This window comes from Streptacidiphilus anmyonensis (assembly GCF_000787855.1).
Lineage (GTDB): Bacteria > Actinomycetota > Actinomycetes > Streptomycetales > Streptomycetaceae > Streptacidiphilus > Streptacidiphilus anmyonensis.
The window spans coordinates 118,560-133,472 of record NZ_BBPQ01000006.1; the positions used below are offsets into that span (position 1 = coordinate 118,560).

Below are 14,913 nucleotides of genomic sequence, written 5' to 3' on the forward strand. Positions count from 1 at the left end.
GCCCCGCACCGGACCCCGAGCCGGTCGCGGTTCCGCAGGCTGACCCGGCCGCGTGCGCGGCCCTCGCGGCCGACCCGGACCGGGCCCTGGCCCTGCTGCGCGACGGCGAACTGACGGTCCATGGCCGGATCACCGACGCGTCCAACGCGGCGTTCTACTGCACCGTCTCGGCCCCGGCGAACGGCCAGGCACACGGTGGCGCGGACGGCAACGGCAACGGCGTCGGTCAGGTCGACGGCGTCGGTCAGCGCGTCAGCGCCGTCTGCGTCTACAAGCCGGTGCGTGGCGAGCGCCCGCTGTGGGACTTCCCCGACGGCACGCTCGCGGGCCGGGAGACCGCCGCCTACCTCGTCTCGGCCGCGATGGGGACGGGGTGGGGCCTGGTCCCGCCGACCGCGCTGCGTGAAGGGCCGTTCGGCGAGGGCATGTGCCAGATATGGGTCGAGCCCGACCCGGCGGCGCCGGACCTGCTGAGCCTCCAGCCGGGCGAGGAGCCGGAGCCCGGCTGGCGCGCCATCGGTCTCGCCGAGGTCGAGCCCGGCCGCACCGCGCTGTTCGTCCACGCCGACGACGAGCGCCTGCGCCGTCTCGCCGTCCTGGACGCCGTGCTCAACAACGGCGACCGCAAGGGCGGCCACCTGCTGACGGCGGCCGACGGCCGCCTCTACGGCATCGACCACGGAGTCACCTTCGCCGTCCCGGGGAAGCTGCGCACGCTGCTGTGGGGCTGGGCCGGTGAGCCGCTGGCCCCTGACGCGACGGACGCCCTGGGCCGGCTGCGTGCGGAGCTGGACGGCTCCCTCGGCGCGGCGCTCGCACCGCTGCTGACCCCGGCGGAGATCGCCGCGACCGCGGCCCGGGTGGACGCCCTGCTGAAGGAAGGGCACCACCCCTACCCCTCCCCGGACTGGCCGGCCGTTCCCTGGCCGCCGATCTGAGCCGCTTTCGGCGGAGGATCAGGGGCAAAACGCTCGCCGCGGTGGCGACCCGGGGGCGCGGTCCGGCATAGTGTCGCCGCCCGCGACGGCCGCGAGCCGCGCTCTGCCCGAGGAAGTCCCGATGACCGTTCCCTATGCCGCCGCCACCGGTCCCGTCGCTGCCCAGGGGCTCGTCGTCGACGAGTCGGATCTCGGCCCCGGGGTCTTCACCTACTGGGCCAAGCGCTGGGGCAAGGGACGCCTGTTCTTCCTCTGGTTCATGACCGTCGTCCTGATCGCCTCGGTCATCCTGAGCCCGATCGGGATCTTCTTCCTGGTGATGATCCTGCGGCTCCCCAACTACTCGAAGAAGGCCCGCGCCAAGCGCGTCGACCTGCACCAGCGCGGCGTCGTCCTGTACGACGTCAACGGTCCCGTCGCGGTCCACCGCTTCGCGACGCTGACGGCCCACCAGCGGATCACCGAGAACTACTACAACGGCGTCAGGACCGGCACCCACTACCTGCTCACCCTGACCGAGCCGGACGGCCGCAGCTCCAAGCTGACCCAGTTCTACGACAACGTCCAGCACCTGATGCAGACGGTCCAGCAGGGCGTCGTCGAGGCGCAGCTCCCGCGCGCGCTGGCCGCCGCGCAGGCCGGTTACCCGGTCCCGTTCGGGCCCTTCACCGTCACCCAGCAGGGCCTCGTCTGCGGCGGCAAGGGCACCGTCACCTGGCCCCTCCTCGACCGCATCACGGTCAGCCAGGGGTCGGTCCGCGTCATGGTCCACGGCCGCCGTACCGCGATGGCGGCGAAGCCGGTCGCCCAGATCCCCAACTTCCACCTGTTCCTCGCCCTCGTCAGCAACCTCCGCGCCGCGCAGGGCTGATCCCCTGCCGGGCTCCGGGGTGCGAGGCGGCGCGACGGTCCACTCGACGGCGGCGCGCGAAGCCGCGCCCGTCCGGAGCGCTCGGCAGCCGGTCCGGTCGGAGTCGGTCGGAGGCGACCGCGCGGACGCGCTCGACGTCGGTGCGGTCCGGATCGGCGATGCGGGAGTCACGGCTGCCGAGGCGTCGACCTCGCGGCGGGGGCGAGTCCGGCGGGTCCGAGGGCGAGCCTGCGGGCGTGCGAAGGCGTACGGGTCCGCTCGATCGGGGCGGCTTTCCGCTCCGGTCGGCCGCTGATCCGGCCGGGGGCCACCGCGCGGAGGCGCTCGACGTCGGGCGGTCCGGATCGCCGATGCGCGACCCACGGCTGCCGAGCCGTCGCCCACGTGGCGCAGGCGCGTCCGGGCCGTCCCGTGCGACGGGCAGCCGCTGCGCGGTGCCGGGCGTCAGCGCGACGTGGTCGCGTGGGTGCGGATGACGCTGCCCCAGGCGCGGGACATGGACGTCCAGACCGCGCGGAGCTGCTGCTCCGCCGCCTCGACGGAGGCGAGGGCGGCGTGCGGGTCGGCGCCGGCGGCCAGGGCCGCCGGGCCGTCGGAGGCGACCCAGGGGGCGACGTCCGCCGCGAGGACCTCCGGATGGAACTGGACAGCCCAGGCCGCGGGACCGCTGCGGAAGGCCTGGTGGCGGCAGTCGTCGCCGGTCAGCAGCGGGGTCGCGCCCGGCGGGAGGTCGGCGATCTCGTCCCAGTGCCACTGGGCCGCCAACGCGCCGTCGGGGACGGCGCCGAGGACGGGGTCGCCCGACGCCGCCGGCAGGCGGCGCAGCGGGACGGCGCCCAGCTCCGGTGGCCGGGAGCGGCGGACGACCCTGCCGCCCAGGCAGGAGGCGGCGATCTGCGCGCCCAGACAGATGCCGAGATACGGGACGCCGCGTTCGACGGCCTCGCGGGTCAGGGTCCGCACGGCCGGAAGCCACGGCGCTGCCGCGTCGTCGTCGCAGTTGGGCGCGCCGCCGAGCACCAGCAGGGCGTCGTGGTCGGCCAGCGTGGCCGGCAGCGGCCGACCCGCCCACGGGTGCCGTAGGTCGAGGCGGAAGCCGTCCGCCTCCAGCGCCGCGCCGACGAGACCGGGGCCGGTGCCGTCCTCGTGCTGGACCACCAGGATGTCCACTGCGCTCCCGACTCGACGAACCCGACGAAATCCGACCGAACGCCACCGAATACGACTCAACCCGATAGGGCGATGATCTGCTGATCGACTTCCCCCGCGTCGACCCTCCCATGCCTGCGGGCCGATACGCGCCCTATTCGTACAACTTGGCACGGTTTTGGCGGTGACCTCGGGCGATTGACCGAGAAGGTCGTTAGCGGATCGAATGATCAGCCGGTTAGAGTCGGGACTATGCATGCCTGGCCCGCTTCCGAGGTGCCCCTGCTACCAGGCAAGGGGCAGCCTCTCCGCATCCACGACACCGCGTCGGGCGAGCTGCAGACCACGACCCCCGGGCCGACCGCCCGGCTCTACGTCTGCGGCATCACCCCCTACGACGCCACCCATCTCGGCCACGCGGCCACGTACAACGCCTTCGACCTGGTGCAGCGCATCTGGTTGGACGCGGGCCACCAGATCGTGTACGTGCAGAACGTCACCGACATCGACGACCCGCTGCTGGAGCGGGCCGTCGCCACCGGCGAGGACTGGGTGGCGCTGGCGGAGCGTGAGACCGCGCTCTTCCGCGAGGACATGACGGCGCTTCGGATGCTGCCCCCGGCCCACTACGTCGGCGCGGTCGAGTCGATCCCGCTCATCGTGCCGCTGGTCCAGGACCTGCTCGCCAAGGGCGCCGCCTACGAGCTCGACGGCGACATCTACTTCTCGACCGCCTCCGACAAGCGCTTCGGCGAGGTCTCCGGCTACGACGCCGAGACCATGCTCCGCTACTTCGGCGAGCGTGGCGGCGACCCGGACCGTCCGGGCAAGAAGCACCGCCTCGACCCGCTGCTGTGGCTGGCGCAGCGCCCCGGCGAGCCCGCCTGGGACACCGCGCTCGGGCACGGCCGTCCCGGTTGGCACATCGAGTGCGTGGCGATCGCGCTCCAGCACATCGGGATGGGCTTCGACATCCAGGGCGGCGGCAGCGACCTGGTCTTCCCGCACCACGAGATGGGCGCTTCGCACGCCCAGGTGCACACCGACTCGCACCCCTACGCGAAGCAGTACGTGCACGCGGGCATGGTCGCCCTCGACGGCGAGAAGATGTCGAAGTCGCGCGGCAACCTCGTCTTCGTCTCCGCGCTGCGGCGCGACGGCGTGGACCCGGCCGCGATCCGGCTCGCGCTGCTGAACCACCACTACCGCAGCGACTGGGAGTGGACCGACGCCGACCTGCGCGGCGCGCAGGAGCGGCTGGCCCGCTGGCGCGCGGCGGTCTCCCGTCCGGACGGCCCGGACGCGACCGCGCTGCTCGCCGAGGTCCGCGCCGCGCTCGCCGAGGACCTCGACTCGCCGCGCGCGCTCGCGGCGGTCGACGCCTGGGCGGCGCGGCAGGAGGCCGAGGGCGGCGAGGACACCGGTGCGCCGGGCCTCGTCTCGCGCCTGGTCGACGCGCTGATGGGCGTCGCGCTGTAGTTGAACCGTCAGGCGCGCGGGGCCGTGACATCTGCGGCTCCGCGCGCGGGCTGTGACACTGTGCGGCTCCGCGCGGGGCTGTGACACTTGCGACGTGCGCGAGCCACCACCGACGAGCATGGCCCCGCGCGTTCGGGGCTCTCCCGCTCAGGGTGGCCTGGTGCGTCCACGCGGCGGAGCCGCACATCAGCGGAGCGCCGCGCCCCTGGCGTTCGGCAACGTCCCTCAGCGGGCCGGTTCCCTTTCCGGGGCCGGGTAGGTCCGGCCCTTCCAGGCCGCGCCCCGGCCGCGCCAGTGCTGGACCGCCGAGTCGACGGTCATCAGCAGGTAGAGCCCGGCCGTGAACGGCAGCAGCAGCGCCTCGCGGGCCGGGCGGCCGTAGTAGGCGAGCATCGGACGGTAGGTGAACGTCATCAGCGCCCACGCCGCCAGCGCGGGCAGCGCGACGAGCGGCGCGAGCGTCACGGCCCCGACGACCGTCAGCACGGGCGGGACCAGGTAGACGAGCGCCAGCCCGAGCACGGTTCCGATCAGCAGGAACACGTTGTGCCGCAGCTGCGCGTACGCGCTGCGGGAGACCATCCGCCACAGCTGGCCCAGCTCGGGGTAAGGGCGGACGCTGTCGACGCGGTCGGCCAGGCCGAGCCAGGTGCGGCCGCCGCCGCGCTTGACCAGGCGGGCCAGGTTCACGTCGTCGATCACCGCGCCGCGGATCGCGGCCACCCCGCCCGCGCGGGCGAGCGCCTCGCGGCGCACCAGCGTGCAGCCGCCCGCGGCGGCGGCCGTGCGCGAGCCCGGCCTGTTGCTCCAGCGGAACGGGTAGAGCTGGGCGAAGAAGTAGACGAAGGCCGGCACGATCAGCTGTTCCCATCGGGTGCGGACGCTGAGCCGCGCCATCTGCGAGACCAGGTCGTAGCCTGCCCCGCTTTCGGCGGAGGCGACGAGACTCTCCAGCGAGCCCGGCTCGTGGGCGATGTCGGCGTCGGTCAGCAGCAGGTACTCGACATCCCCGGCCAGTTCGACGCCGTGCCGCAGCGCCCAGAGCTTGCCGGTCCACCCGGCGGGCGGCTCGCCGGGCGAGGTGACGGTCAGCGGCAGCGCGCCGGGCGCCGCGCCGAGCCTGCGGGCGAGGTCGCCGGTGCCGTCGGTGCTGCCGTCGTCGACCAGGATGATCCGCGCCTCGCCCGCGTAGCGCTGGGCGAGCAGCGACGGGAGGCTGAGCGGCAGCACCTCCGCCTCGTCGCGGGCCGGGACGACGACCGCCACGGGCGGCCGCGTCCCGTCCGCGTCACGGGGCGGCAGTCGCACGTCGGTGCGCCAGAAGCCGCCCTGGCAGAAGGTCAGCCAGAGCCAGGCGAGCAGGGACAGGCACGCGATCGAGGTCAGCACCGTCACGCGCGCGAGTATGCCAGCTCGGGTCAGGCGGCGAGGGACACCTGAGTGCCGGGCGCGGCGCCCTGGGAGGCGTCGACGACCAGGTTGAGCTCCTTCTGATCCTTGAGACGGGCGGCGCTCAGCGTTCCAGCTGGGTGGAGAGCCCGTCGGCGACGTTCCCGGAACGTGATCTTGGTGTGCCCGGAAAGGACACCTCTGGCCGGGGTGGCGGCTGCCGTCGGGTCAGGCGGTGGTCGTGGCCGCGGCGCTGCGGTATTCCTCCTCGGTGACGTGCTCCACCCAGTCGACGTCGGGGATGTCGGGGTCGCCGGAGGCCTCGGAGATGGCGAGATGCTCCATGAAGGCGTCCGGGGCGGCGCCGTGCCAGTGCCATTCGCCGGGCGGGGTGTGGACGGTGTCGCCGGCGCGCAGCACGACGACCTTGCCGTCACGGGTGGCGACCAGCCCCGTCCCGGACACGCAGTGCAGGGTCTGGCCGACGGCGTGCCGGTGCCAGGCGGTGCGGGCGCACGGCGCGAAGCGGACCAGGCCGACGGTCAGCCGGGAGGGTGCGGTGCCGACGGCGAGCATGTCCAGCCAGGCGTCGCCGGTGAACCGCTCGGCCGGGAGCTTCGAGGTGGACTGCCGTTGCAGGTGTTCCATGGTCGTTCCTTTTCGGTGCAGGTGGGTCAGGCTTCGGGGATGGCGCGGCCGTAGGCCTGCAACGTGACGTCTTCGGGCTCGGGGCCTCCGCGGCGCCCGGTGTCCAGGGCGTCCAGCGCCGCCAGTTGGTCCGGGCCGAGGTCGAAGCCGAACACGTCGACGTTCCCGGCGATCCGTCGGGGCCGCACGGACTTCGGGATGGCGGAGCGCCCCTGTGGCAGATGCCAGCGCAGCATCACCTGGGCCGGGGTCCTGCCGTGTGCGGCGGCGACGGCGGCGATGGTCGGGTCGTCGAAGGCGCTGGTGCCAGTCCCGCGGTACCTGGTGATGCCGCCGATCGGTGACCACGCCTGGTTGATGATGCCGTGCTCGTCGCCGAAGTCGAGGACGGCGCGCTGCTGGAAGTAGGGGTGGATCTCCAACTGGTTGACGGCGGGGACGACCGAGGCCGTGTCGAGGAGCGCGGTCAGGTGGTCGACCATGAAGTTGCTGACGCCGATGGCCCGGACCCGCGACCGGTCCGATGCGGCCCACAAGGACGTGGTGCCTGGGTCCCCTCCAGCCAACCGCGTACCCGCACACAGGTGGGAGTCACCGCTCTTCCAGGTAACGGCAGTACCTCGCACGCCCTGGCCGACGCATCTACCGTGAAGGAGCCGGCACCGGATGCACGCCGATCACAAGGAGTCACCCGTGCCCGCTTCCTGCCCGACAGCGCCCGGCGGCTGCGCGCCACCGAGGAAGTCTTCGAGATCTGATCATGACTGACACCAACCGGACCGACCTGGCCGCCGAGGTCCGCGAGTTCCTGAGCACCCGACGGGCGCGAATCACCCCGGAGCAGGCCGGACTGCCCGTCTACGGCGGAAACCGTCGCGTCACCGGCCTGCGCCGGGAGGAGGTGGCGCTGCTCGCGGGAGTCAGCGTGGACTACTACATCAGGCTCGAACGCGGAAACCTCAGCGGCGCCTCGGACTCCGTACTCGACGCCCTCGCCCACGCGCTGCAGCTCAACGAGGCCGAACGCACCCACCTCTACGACCTCGCGCGCGCGTCCCACCCCTCCAGCCGACGCCGCACGGTGACCGCCTCCCGTGTGCGGCCGACGTTCCTCCGGCTTCTCGACTCGATGACCGACGTGCCGGCCTACGTGCGCAACGCACGGCTTCGACATCCTCGCCGCCAACACGCTCGGCCGGGCGCTGTACGCGCCCGTCTTCGACTCCCCGCTGTTCGCCCAGCGAGGGCCCGCCAACACCGCCCGCTTCCTCTTCCTGGACCCTGCGGGCCAGGACTTCTGGACCGACTGGGACAAGGCTGCCGACGACTCCGTCGCCTTCCTGCGGTCCGAGACGGGCCGGGCGCCCCAGGACAGGGCGCTGACCGACCTGGTCGGGGAGCTCACCACCAGGAGCGAGGACTTCGCCCGCCGGTGGGCCCGCCATGACGTGAAGATCCACCGCTCCGGCGTGAAGCGCCTCCACCACCCGCTGGTCGGCGATCTCGCGCTGCCCTACGAGGCGATGGACCTTCCGGCCGATCCCGGGCTGCGCCTCAACTTCTACAGCCCCGAACCGGACTCACCGGAGCGGGAGGCGCTCGGCCTGCTCGCCAGCTGGGCCGCCGCCGGCACGGTCGTGCCCTCGCGCGACCACTGACGCACCGCGACCACTGACCCACCGCAACCACTGACGCACAAGGAGAACCATGCAGTACCGACCACTCGGCCGCACGGGCGTCCAGGTCAGCCCGCTCTGCCTGGGCGCGATGATGTTCGGCCCCTGGGGCAACAGTGACGAAGCCGAATCGGTGCGGATCATCCACCGCGCCCTCGACGCAGGCGTCAACTTCCTCGACACCGCGGACGTGTACTCCGGCGGGGTCTCGGAGGAGATCGTCGGCATGGCCCTCAAGGGCCGACGCGACGACGTGGTCCTGGCGACCAAGTTCTTCATGCCGATGAGCCAGGACGACCCCAACGCCCGGGGAGGCTCGCGCCGCTGGATCATCCGCGAGGTCGAGAACTCCCTGCGGCGCCTGGGCACCGACTACATCGACCTCTACCAGGTCCACCGCCCCAGCCCCGACACCGACGTCGCCGAGACCCTCGGCGCCCTGTCCGACCTGGTGCACCAGGGCAAGATCCGTTACCTCGGTTCCTCGTCCTACTCCGGCTCCCAGATCGTCGAAGCCCAGTGGGTCGCCCGCGAGCGCCGTCTGGAGCGGTTCGTCACCGAGCAGCCGCCGTACTCGATTCTGGTCCGCGGCATCGAGGAGGACGTGCTGCCCACCGTGCGCCGTCACGGCATGGGCGCCCTGACCTACAGCCCGCTCGCCGGTGGCTGGCTCTCGGGCCGGTACCGCAAGGACGCCGCCTCCGGACCGGCCTCCGCGGCGCGCCCGCAGGCCCGCTTCGACATGAGCAGTCCGGCCAACCAGCGCAAGCTCGACGCCGTGGAACAGCTCGCCGTCCTCGCCGAGAAGGCCGGACTGTCCCTGATCGAGCTGGCCGTCGCCTTCGTCGTCAACCACCCCGGCGTCACCTCGGCGATCATCGGGCCCCGTACCATCGAACAGCTCGAAGGCTTCCTCCCCGCAGCGGAGGTCACCCTGGCAGCCGACGTGCTCGACCGCATCGACGAGATCGTGGCTCCGGGAGTGACGGTCAACCCCGCCGACAACAGCTACGGCGACGTCGAACTGCGGGCCGAGCGACGACGCCGCTGAGACCCCGCCGGGGGTCGCCGCATAGACTTGCGCTCGTTGGTGTCCGGCAAAGCGCTTTCCGATGGCTTTCCGCTGGTCAGAGGTGAGCAACGGAGGTGCAGCGAAAGCCGTGAAGATCGCACTGATGGACTCCGGTATCGGCCTGCTCCCCGCGGCTGCCGCCCTGCGTGCGCTGCGTCCCGACGCCGACCTCGTGCTGTCGCAGGACCCCGACGGGATGCCCTGGGGCCCGCGCGCCAATGACGACATCGTCGCGCACGCCCTGGCCGTGGCCCGCGCCGCGGCCGAGCAGAAGCCGGACGCGCTGGTGGTCGCGTGCAACACCGCGTCCGTCCACGCGCTGGAGGCGATCCGCGCGGAGCTGGAGCCAGACGTCCCCGTGATCGGCACCGTGCCCGCGATCAAGCCCGCCGCCGCGGACGGCGGCGCCGTCGCGATCTGGGCCACCCCGGCCACCACCGGCAGCGCCTACCAGCGCGGCCTGATCCGCGACTTCGCCTCGGGCGCGGACGTGGCCGAGATCCCCTGCCCGGGGCTGGCCGACGCGGTCGAGTACGCCCGGCCGGAGCAGATCGCCGAGATCGTCGCGGCCGCCGCGGCGCAGACCCCGGCCGGTACCCGCGCGCTCGTTCTGGGCTGCACGCACTACGAGCTGCTGGCCGCCGAGATCGCCGCCGCGCTGGCCGACTCCTGCCCGCGGCTCGAACTCTTCGGCTCGGCTCGCGCCGTCGTCGAACAGGCGCTGCGCCGCGCCCGGCCGCTGCGCGAGACCGGCGAGGGCACCCTCACCGTCCTGCGCAGCGGACGCGAGGAGCCGCTCCCCGCCGCGGCCCTCGCCTACCCCGAGGGCCGCGCGCTGCTGGCATAGTCCGAGCGATCCAGGGGTCGGGCCCTGCGGTCGGTGCCGCCGCCCGCCCCCGACGATCTGCTCCGAGGCGGGGCCTTTCGTCAGGATCCGCTCTCGTGGGCGGTGGACGCCGCCGTCTCCCGTGCCTGTGCCGCGCCGCTGCCTGCGGCCCGCGCCGCCCTGGTGGCGCGCTCGTCGGCGTCGGCCAGCCAGAAGTAGACCGGCGGCAGGCCGAGTTCGATCACCGACAGGGCGATCTGGAACCACTGCGGCCAGCCGTGCAGCGCGAGCGACAGCAGGCGGCCGATCCCGCCGAGGAGGAAGACGGCGGCGAGCCAGCGCACCGCCGTGGCCGGGACGGGGTGCTGGCGCGCCGCCCAGAGCCAGGCAAGGCCGTAGCCGGTGAAGCTCGCGCCCATGAAGCGGCCCCAGCTGTCGACGGTGGTGCCCGCGTGTTCGGCGCCCGGGATCGCCGCGTTCCCGGCGACGACGTGGAACAGCCCGATGGCCACGCAGGACCACCCCATGAGCTGGACGAGGACGCGAAGAGTTCTGGCCATGCCACTCACCCCGTGATCGCTTAGTTGACATGTGTCTACTAGCTCTGGGTCCAGAGTAGGCCCGCCAAGTAGACGCGTGTCAAGTAAGGTGGTCGCGTGCCGCCACCCCGCCAGCGACTCAGCCCGGCCGACCGGCGCGCCCAACTCCTCTCCGTAGGGGCGCGCCTCTTCGCCGAGCGCCCCTACGAGGACGTGCTCATGGAGGAGGTCGCCCAGCGGGCCGGGGTGTCCCGGGCGCTGCTCTACCGTCATTTCCCCAGCAAGCACGTGCTGTTCGCCGCGGTCTACCAGGACGCGGCCGACCGGCTGCTGGCCCGGACCCGGATCGACCCGGCCGACTCGCTCCTCGAACAGCTCGTCCAGGGCATGGACGTGCACCTCGACTACTTCGTCGCGAACCGCAACGCCGTGCTGACCGCGAACCGGGTGCTCGCGGGCGACCCGGTGATCCAGTCGATCATGACGGGCGAGCTGGACGCGCTGCGCACGCGCCTGCTGGCCGTCCTCCCGCTCGCCGACGAGCACGGCCGGGAGGCGGTCTCGAGTGTGCTGCGCAGCTGGCTCGTCTTCGTCCAGGTGCTCGTCGTCGACTGGCTCACCGAGCAGACCTGCTCCCGCGACCAGCTGCGGGACGTCTGCGTCGGCGCCGCTCTCGGCGCCCTGCGCCCGCTGCTCCCCGCCGAGGCGTTCCAGGAGCAGGACGCCTGACCGGCCGCCTGACTGACGGGCTGTCAGTGGCGATCGGATCACTGTGCCGCCGTGTCGGGCGAGATCGACGAACTCCCCACGGCCAGGTCGACGGGGTGGTCGGCGACGGGTACCTGGCAACCGTAGGTCTCGCTGCACGCGGCGTAGCTGACCAGGGCCACCGCCTCGCCCCGGCCGCTGCGCCGGATCGGGAGGGTCGCGGTCAGCGGCCCGTCCGGGTACACCTCCAGTGGCTGGGCCACCCCCGGCAGCGTCAGCGGGCGCAGTGGCGCGGTGGTCGTCAGCCGCCCTGCGGCGGTCAGCGCGCCCCGCAGGCCGACCGTGGTCGGCCTGCCCACGCCGTCCACCCCGTCGGCGGGGAGGGTGACGCTGTAGAGGTGGTAGGTCGGCTTCAGCGGTGCGAAGCGGACCGCGAGGGTGCCGGTCTCGCCGTTCCACCGGATGACGGTCAGCGACACGTCCACCCCGCCTGCGCTGAACCGGGCCCTGGCCGCCGCGCTCGACGTCGGTCGCCCGGGGCGCGCGGACGGACCGTCGCCGGCCGTGCAACCGGCCAGGGCCAGGGCCAGGGCGGCGGCCGCGGCCGCCGCCGAGACCACCGCTCCGGCCCGGGAGCTCCTGGTCACGCCGCCCACCGGGTCAGCCAGTTCAGGAAGCCGGTCTTGTTCAGCTGCGGGTGACCGGTCTTGTTGGTGTCCACCCGGATCGTCCCCGACGGGCTGACGACGATCAGGACGGGCAGGCCGTAGCTGCCGCTGCTGTCGTACTTCTGCAGCAGCGGCATGTTCGCGTCGATGTCGATCTCGACGAGGTGGTAGTGCGCGCTGATCTCCGCCTTGACCGACGGGTCGGAGTAGAGCGCGTGGACGGTGCGGCAGGCGAAGCAGGAGGTGGAGCCGAAGTCGAGCAGGACGTTCCTGCCGTCGGCGCGCGCCTGCCGGAAAGCCGCCTGGACCGCTTGCGGCGCGTTCGCAGGAACGGGGACCGTCGCGCCGGAGGCCGAGGCGGACCCGGCTCCGGATCCCGTTCCGGAGCCTGCGCCCTGACCCGGGCTGTGCGCGGAGCCGGACTTCGCCTTCGACGGGCTCACGCTCGCGGTCGCCCGCGGTGTGGGGGAGGCGCTCGGCGGGGTGGAGACGACGACGGCGTCGGGCGAGGCCGCTGCGGCGACGTCACCGGCCGCGGGGGTCGCGGCTCCGTCGGCGGCGGGAGCGGTCGGGCCGCAGGCCGAGAGCGCAGCGGCGGCGGCCGCCGTCACAGCGGCCGCCCAGAGCAGGCGCGGTCGCGCTGCGGGAGTCCGGTCGGCCTGGGGGTGTTGGCGGAAAGACATGACGCCTCGTCAATCATTGCTGAGAAGGGAAGGGGAAAGGGGAAGGGAAAGAGAGGGGAGATGCGCGCATGACCGTGAAGCCGCTGAGACGGCTGGTCTGCGCAGTGGTTCGCGGGGGAGGGTCAGACGCCGGTGCTGAAGCCGGACGTCCACACCTGCAACTGGTAGACGAGGTGCGCCCAGACGCCCGTGGTCAGCGCGAGGCCCACGAGCACCAGCATGCCGCCGCCCAGGCGCATCACCAGCGGATAGTGGCGCTTCACCCAGGCGAACGCGCCGAGCACCCTGCGGAAGGCGAGCGCCACGACGATGAACGGCAGCCCCAGGCCGAAGCAGTAGACGACCGTCAGCAGTGCGCCCCGTACCGCGCTGGCCTCCTGGCTGGCGAGGAAGTTCACCGAAGCCAGCGTCGGCCCGATGCACGGGGTCCAGCCCACTCCGAAGACGGCGCCCAGCACCGGCGCACCCAGCAGACCCACGACCGGCTTGCGATGGCTGCGCAACTCCCGCTGGGTGAAGCCCGGCAGCAGCCCCATGAAGGCCAGCCCGAGCAGCACCGTCAGAAGGCCGGTGGCCACGTCGATCGCACGCTGGTGGGCCAGCAACTGCTCGCCGAAGTAGCCGAACAGCGCGCCCTCCGAGGCGAACACGGCCGTGAAGCCGAGCACGAACAGGGCTGCCCCGGCCAACAGCCGTCCGCGCCTGCGGCCCTGGGCCTCGGCCAGGTCGACCGCGGAGAACCCGGTGACGTAGGAGAGGTAGCCGGGGACCAGCGGAAGCACGCAGGGGGAGAAGAAGGAGACAAGGCCGCCGAGCAGGGCCACCGGAACGGCGAGGATCAGCGCCCCGCTCTGCACGGTCCCGTTCACGCCGCCTCCCGGAGCACGGGCCCCAGCAGGGACGTCAACTGCGCTGCGGTCAGGGGTTGCAGGGCTCGCACGGCGACCCGTCCGCGTCGGTCCAGGATCAGGGTGGACGGGATCGTCTGCGGGTTGACCGTCCCCGGCGGCAGGCTCAACACCAGGGAGCCGTCGGGGTCGTAGAGATTCGGATAGGTGAGTCCGGCCGTCCGTGCGAAGGCGCGGGCGGGCGCGGGGTCCAGATCGCGGGTGTCGACGCCCAGGAACTGGACGCCGTCTGCTCGGTCGGCCCGGAACACCTGCTCCAGCCCTCCGGCCTCCGCCCGGCAGGGCTCGCACCAGGAGCCCCAGAAGTTCAGCACGACGACGCGGCCCCGGTATGCGGCCAGGCTCAACGGCCGGCCGTCGAGACCGTGCCCCGCGAGGGTCAACGGGGTCCCGCGCTCCGCGACGGCGACCGTGCTCGTGGCGGCCGCGCCGACGCCTTGGGCGGCGGTGGCGGGTGATGCCCCCGCCCCCGCCCCCGCCGACGGCGACGAGCAGGCCGCGAGGCACAGCGCGAGCAGCGCGGCCGGTACGGAGAGCAGGTGGTGACGGTGAATCATGCGGCCGAGTCTCACAGTCGGTCGGTGAGGGCGGGCTGCGCCGAACCTTAAGCGCAGCTGAGCCGTGTCAGTCGGAGAAGTCCTGCGTCATCCAGACCGTCCCGGAGCCGTCGCGGACCACCGCGATGCCGATGTGCGTGAAGCTCGAACTGAGGATGTTGCGCCGGTGCCCGTCGTTGGGCGGCTGCTCGGCGAGCATCTGCTGGGTGAGGTAGACCGCCATGGCGGCCTCGGCGGACGCGGATGCCGCGACCCCGCCTCCCTCGCCTATGTTCTCGCCGCAAGCGGTCCAGTGCACACCCTGGGCGGACTCCCGCTGCCCGACCGCGGCCTCGCCGGGACACACGTGGGACAGTCCGCATCCGCCGGCCATTGTCCTGTCGTGCGCGGCCGCGCTGGCGTCGAGCCCGCTGGAGAGGGTGTAGGCCGGCAGCCCCTGGGCGGCGCGGGCCTTGTTCACCGCGTTCAGCACCGCCTGGACGGCGCTGCCGGAACCGGCGTCGCCGCCGCCCGAACCCGAACCGCCCGAAGCCGAACCGCCCGAAGCCGAACCGGTGCCGCTCGATCCGCTCGAACCCGAACCGGCGGCGCGCGAGCCGGCGGACCGCGCGGCCGCCGACGTGGCGGCGGCAGGCGTTCCGGCGCCGGGACTCGCCGAGGAGCCTGCGGAGAGCGGGGCGGACGCCGCGCCGGAGGCCCCGAGTGCGTTCGGTCGCCCCAACGCGACCGCGCCCGCGCTCGTCGTGCCGCCCGGTCCCGTCGCGGCGGTCCCGGCGGTCGCGGCCGTTCCGGCCGTCGGGGG

The 14,913-nt window shown here is 73.2% G+C and carries 16 protein-coding genes and 1 pseudogene; 7 read left to right on the plus strand and 10 right to left on the minus strand.

The genetic code is table 11. The features are described from left to right. Positions 1 to 86 precede the first annotated feature (86 nt). Complete coding sequence (locus tag TR50_RS09270) at positions 87 to 938, plus strand: SCO1664 family protein (RefSeq protein ID WP_042417760.1); 852 nt, start codon at positions 87 to 89, stop codon at positions 936 to 938. Between the two features lie 121 nt (positions 939 to 1,059). Next, the gene (locus TR50_RS09275) at positions 1,060 to 1,809 is read left to right on the plus strand and encodes a DUF6585 family protein (RefSeq protein ID WP_042417429.1); all 750 of its coding nucleotides are present in this window, start codon (positions 1,060 to 1,062) and stop codon (positions 1,807 to 1,809) included. 444 nt (positions 1,810 to 2,253) lie between these two features. On the opposite strand, the gene TR50_RS09280 is transcribed toward TR50_RS09275, so the two are convergent. Beyond that, positions 2,254 to 2,979 (minus strand): type 1 glutamine amidotransferase, encoded by a 726-nt coding sequence (locus tag TR50_RS09280; protein ID WP_052440867.1) that lies wholly within the window; start codon positions 2,977 to 2,979, stop codon positions 2,254 to 2,256. A 231-nt stretch (positions 2,980 to 3,210) separates the two neighbouring features. Here TR50_RS09280 and mshC point away from each other — a divergent pair, with 231 nt between their 5' ends. Further along, positions 3,211 to 4,437, plus strand: coding sequence for a cysteine--1-D-myo-inosityl 2-amino-2-deoxy-alpha-D-glucopyranoside ligase (gene mshC, locus TR50_RS09285; protein WP_042417432.1), 1,227 nt, complete (start codon positions 3,211 to 3,213; stop codon positions 4,435 to 4,437). 225 nt (positions 4,438 to 4,662) lie between these two features. Here the strand turns inward: mshC and TR50_RS09290 are convergent, their stop codons facing one another. The 3 genes from TR50_RS09290 to TR50_RS09300 all read right to left on the minus strand — a co-directional run bounded on the left by TR50_RS09290 (position 4,663) and on the right by TR50_RS09300 (position 7,010). After that, a complete protein-coding gene (locus TR50_RS09290) occupies positions 4,663 to 5,832 on the minus strand; it encodes a glycosyltransferase (protein ID WP_042417434.1) in 1,170 nt (389 codons plus the stop codon). 222 nt (positions 5,833 to 6,054) lie between these two features. After that, positions 6,055 to 6,474: a (R)-mandelonitrile lyase gene (locus tag TR50_RS09295; protein ID WP_042417436.1), complete on the minus strand. Its 420-nt coding sequence runs from the start codon at positions 6,472 to 6,474 to the stop codon at positions 6,055 to 6,057. 26 nt (positions 6,475 to 6,500) lie between these two features. Beyond that, on the minus strand, positions 6,501 to 7,010 hold the full coding sequence (locus TR50_RS09300; protein WP_236654346.1) for an aldo/keto reductase: 510 nt from the start codon (positions 7,008 to 7,010) through the stop codon (positions 6,501 to 6,503). Positions 7,011 to 7,234: 224 nt separating this feature from the next. Between TR50_RS09300 and TR50_RS09305 the strand changes: the two are divergent. The 3 genes and pseudogenes from TR50_RS09305 (at position 7,235) to TR50_RS09315 (ending at position 10,069) form a co-directional block, all read left to right on the plus strand. Beyond that, positions 7,235 to 8,132 (plus strand): annotated as a pseudogene (locus TR50_RS09305) (helix-turn-helix domain-containing protein). A 49-nt stretch (positions 8,133 to 8,181) separates the two neighbouring features. After that, the gene (locus TR50_RS09310) at positions 8,182 to 9,201 is read left to right on the plus strand and encodes an aldo/keto reductase (protein ID WP_042417438.1); all 1,020 of its coding nucleotides are present in this window, start codon (positions 8,182 to 8,184) and stop codon (positions 9,199 to 9,201) included. Between the two features lie 109 nt (positions 9,202 to 9,310). Next, positions 9,311 to 10,069: a glutamate racemase gene (locus tag TR50_RS09315; protein ID WP_042417441.1), complete on the plus strand. Its 759-nt coding sequence runs from the start codon at positions 9,311 to 9,313 to the stop codon at positions 10,067 to 10,069. An 80-nt stretch (positions 10,070 to 10,149) separates the two neighbouring features. Here the strand turns inward: TR50_RS09315 and TR50_RS09320 are convergent, their stop codons facing one another. Next, a complete protein-coding gene (locus tag TR50_RS09320; protein ID WP_042417444.1) occupies positions 10,150 to 10,608 on the minus strand; it encodes a DUF4345 domain-containing protein in 459 nt (152 codons plus the stop codon). A gap of 96 nt (positions 10,609 to 10,704) precedes the next feature. On the opposite strand from TR50_RS09320, the gene TR50_RS09325 reads away from it, so the two are divergent. Next, positions 10,705 to 11,316, plus strand: coding sequence for a TetR/AcrR family transcriptional regulator (locus TR50_RS09325; protein ID WP_042417447.1), 612 nt, complete (start codon positions 10,705 to 10,707; stop codon positions 11,314 to 11,316). Positions 11,317 to 11,354: 38 nt separating this feature from the next. Here the strand turns inward: TR50_RS09325 and TR50_RS09330 are convergent, their stop codons facing one another. The 5 genes from TR50_RS09330 to TR50_RS48130 form a co-directional block, all read right to left on the minus strand. After that, a complete protein-coding gene (locus TR50_RS09330; RefSeq protein WP_152648322.1) occupies positions 11,355 to 11,942 on the minus strand; it encodes a hypothetical protein in 588 nt (195 codons plus the stop codon). Next, complete coding sequence (locus TR50_RS09335) at positions 11,939 to 12,646, minus strand: thioredoxin family protein (RefSeq protein WP_042417455.1); 708 nt, start codon at positions 12,644 to 12,646, stop codon at positions 11,939 to 11,941. The genes TR50_RS09330 and TR50_RS09335 overlap by 4 nt, the downstream gene beginning before the upstream one ends. Positions 12,647 to 12,768: 122 nt before the next feature. Continuing rightward, positions 12,769 to 13,515 (minus strand): cytochrome c biogenesis CcdA family protein, encoded by a 747-nt coding sequence (locus tag TR50_RS09340; RefSeq protein WP_042417458.1) that lies wholly within the window; start codon positions 13,513 to 13,515, stop codon positions 12,769 to 12,771. Then, complete coding sequence (locus TR50_RS09345; RefSeq protein ID WP_042417461.1) at positions 13,512 to 14,111, minus strand: TlpA family protein disulfide reductase; 600 nt, start codon at positions 14,109 to 14,111, stop codon at positions 13,512 to 13,514. Before TR50_RS09345 ends, TR50_RS09340 begins: the two co-directional genes overlap by 4 nt. A gap of 67 nt (positions 14,112 to 14,178) precedes the next feature. Continuing rightward, the coding region (locus tag TR50_RS48130) for a CAP domain-containing protein (protein ID WP_160311096.1) at positions 14,179 to 14,913 on the minus strand (735 nt) is incomplete at its 5' end.

What these genes read in the sequence shown, in the direction of transcription:
- TR50_RS09320 (WP_042417444.1), bottom strand. Translation starts at nt 10,608, where the DNA reads ATGGCCAGAACTCTTCGCGTCCTCGTCCAGCTCATGGGGTGGTCCTGC.
- TR50_RS09295 (WP_042417436.1), bottom strand. Translation starts at nt 6,474, where the DNA reads ATGGAACACCTGCAACGGCAGTCCACCTCGAAGCTCCCGGCCGAGCGG.
- TR50_RS09345 (WP_042417461.1), bottom strand. Translation starts at nt 14,111, where the DNA reads ATGATTCACCGTCACCACCTGCTCTCCGTACCGGCCGCGCTGCTCGCG.
- mshC (WP_042417432.1), top strand. Translation starts at nt 3,211, where the DNA reads ATGCATGCCTGGCCCGCTTCCGAGGTGCCCCTGCTACCAGGCAAGGGG.
- TR50_RS09275 (WP_042417429.1), top strand. Translation starts at nt 1,060, where the DNA reads ATGACCGTTCCCTATGCCGCCGCCACCGGTCCCGTCGCTGCCCAGGGG.
- TR50_RS09310 (WP_042417438.1), top strand. Translation starts at nt 8,182, where the DNA reads ATGCAGTACCGACCACTCGGCCGCACGGGCGTCCAGGTCAGCCCGCTC.
- TR50_RS09335 (WP_042417455.1), bottom strand. Translation starts at nt 12,646, where the DNA reads ATGTCTTTCCGCCAACACCCCCAGGCCGACCGGACTCCCGCAGCGCGA.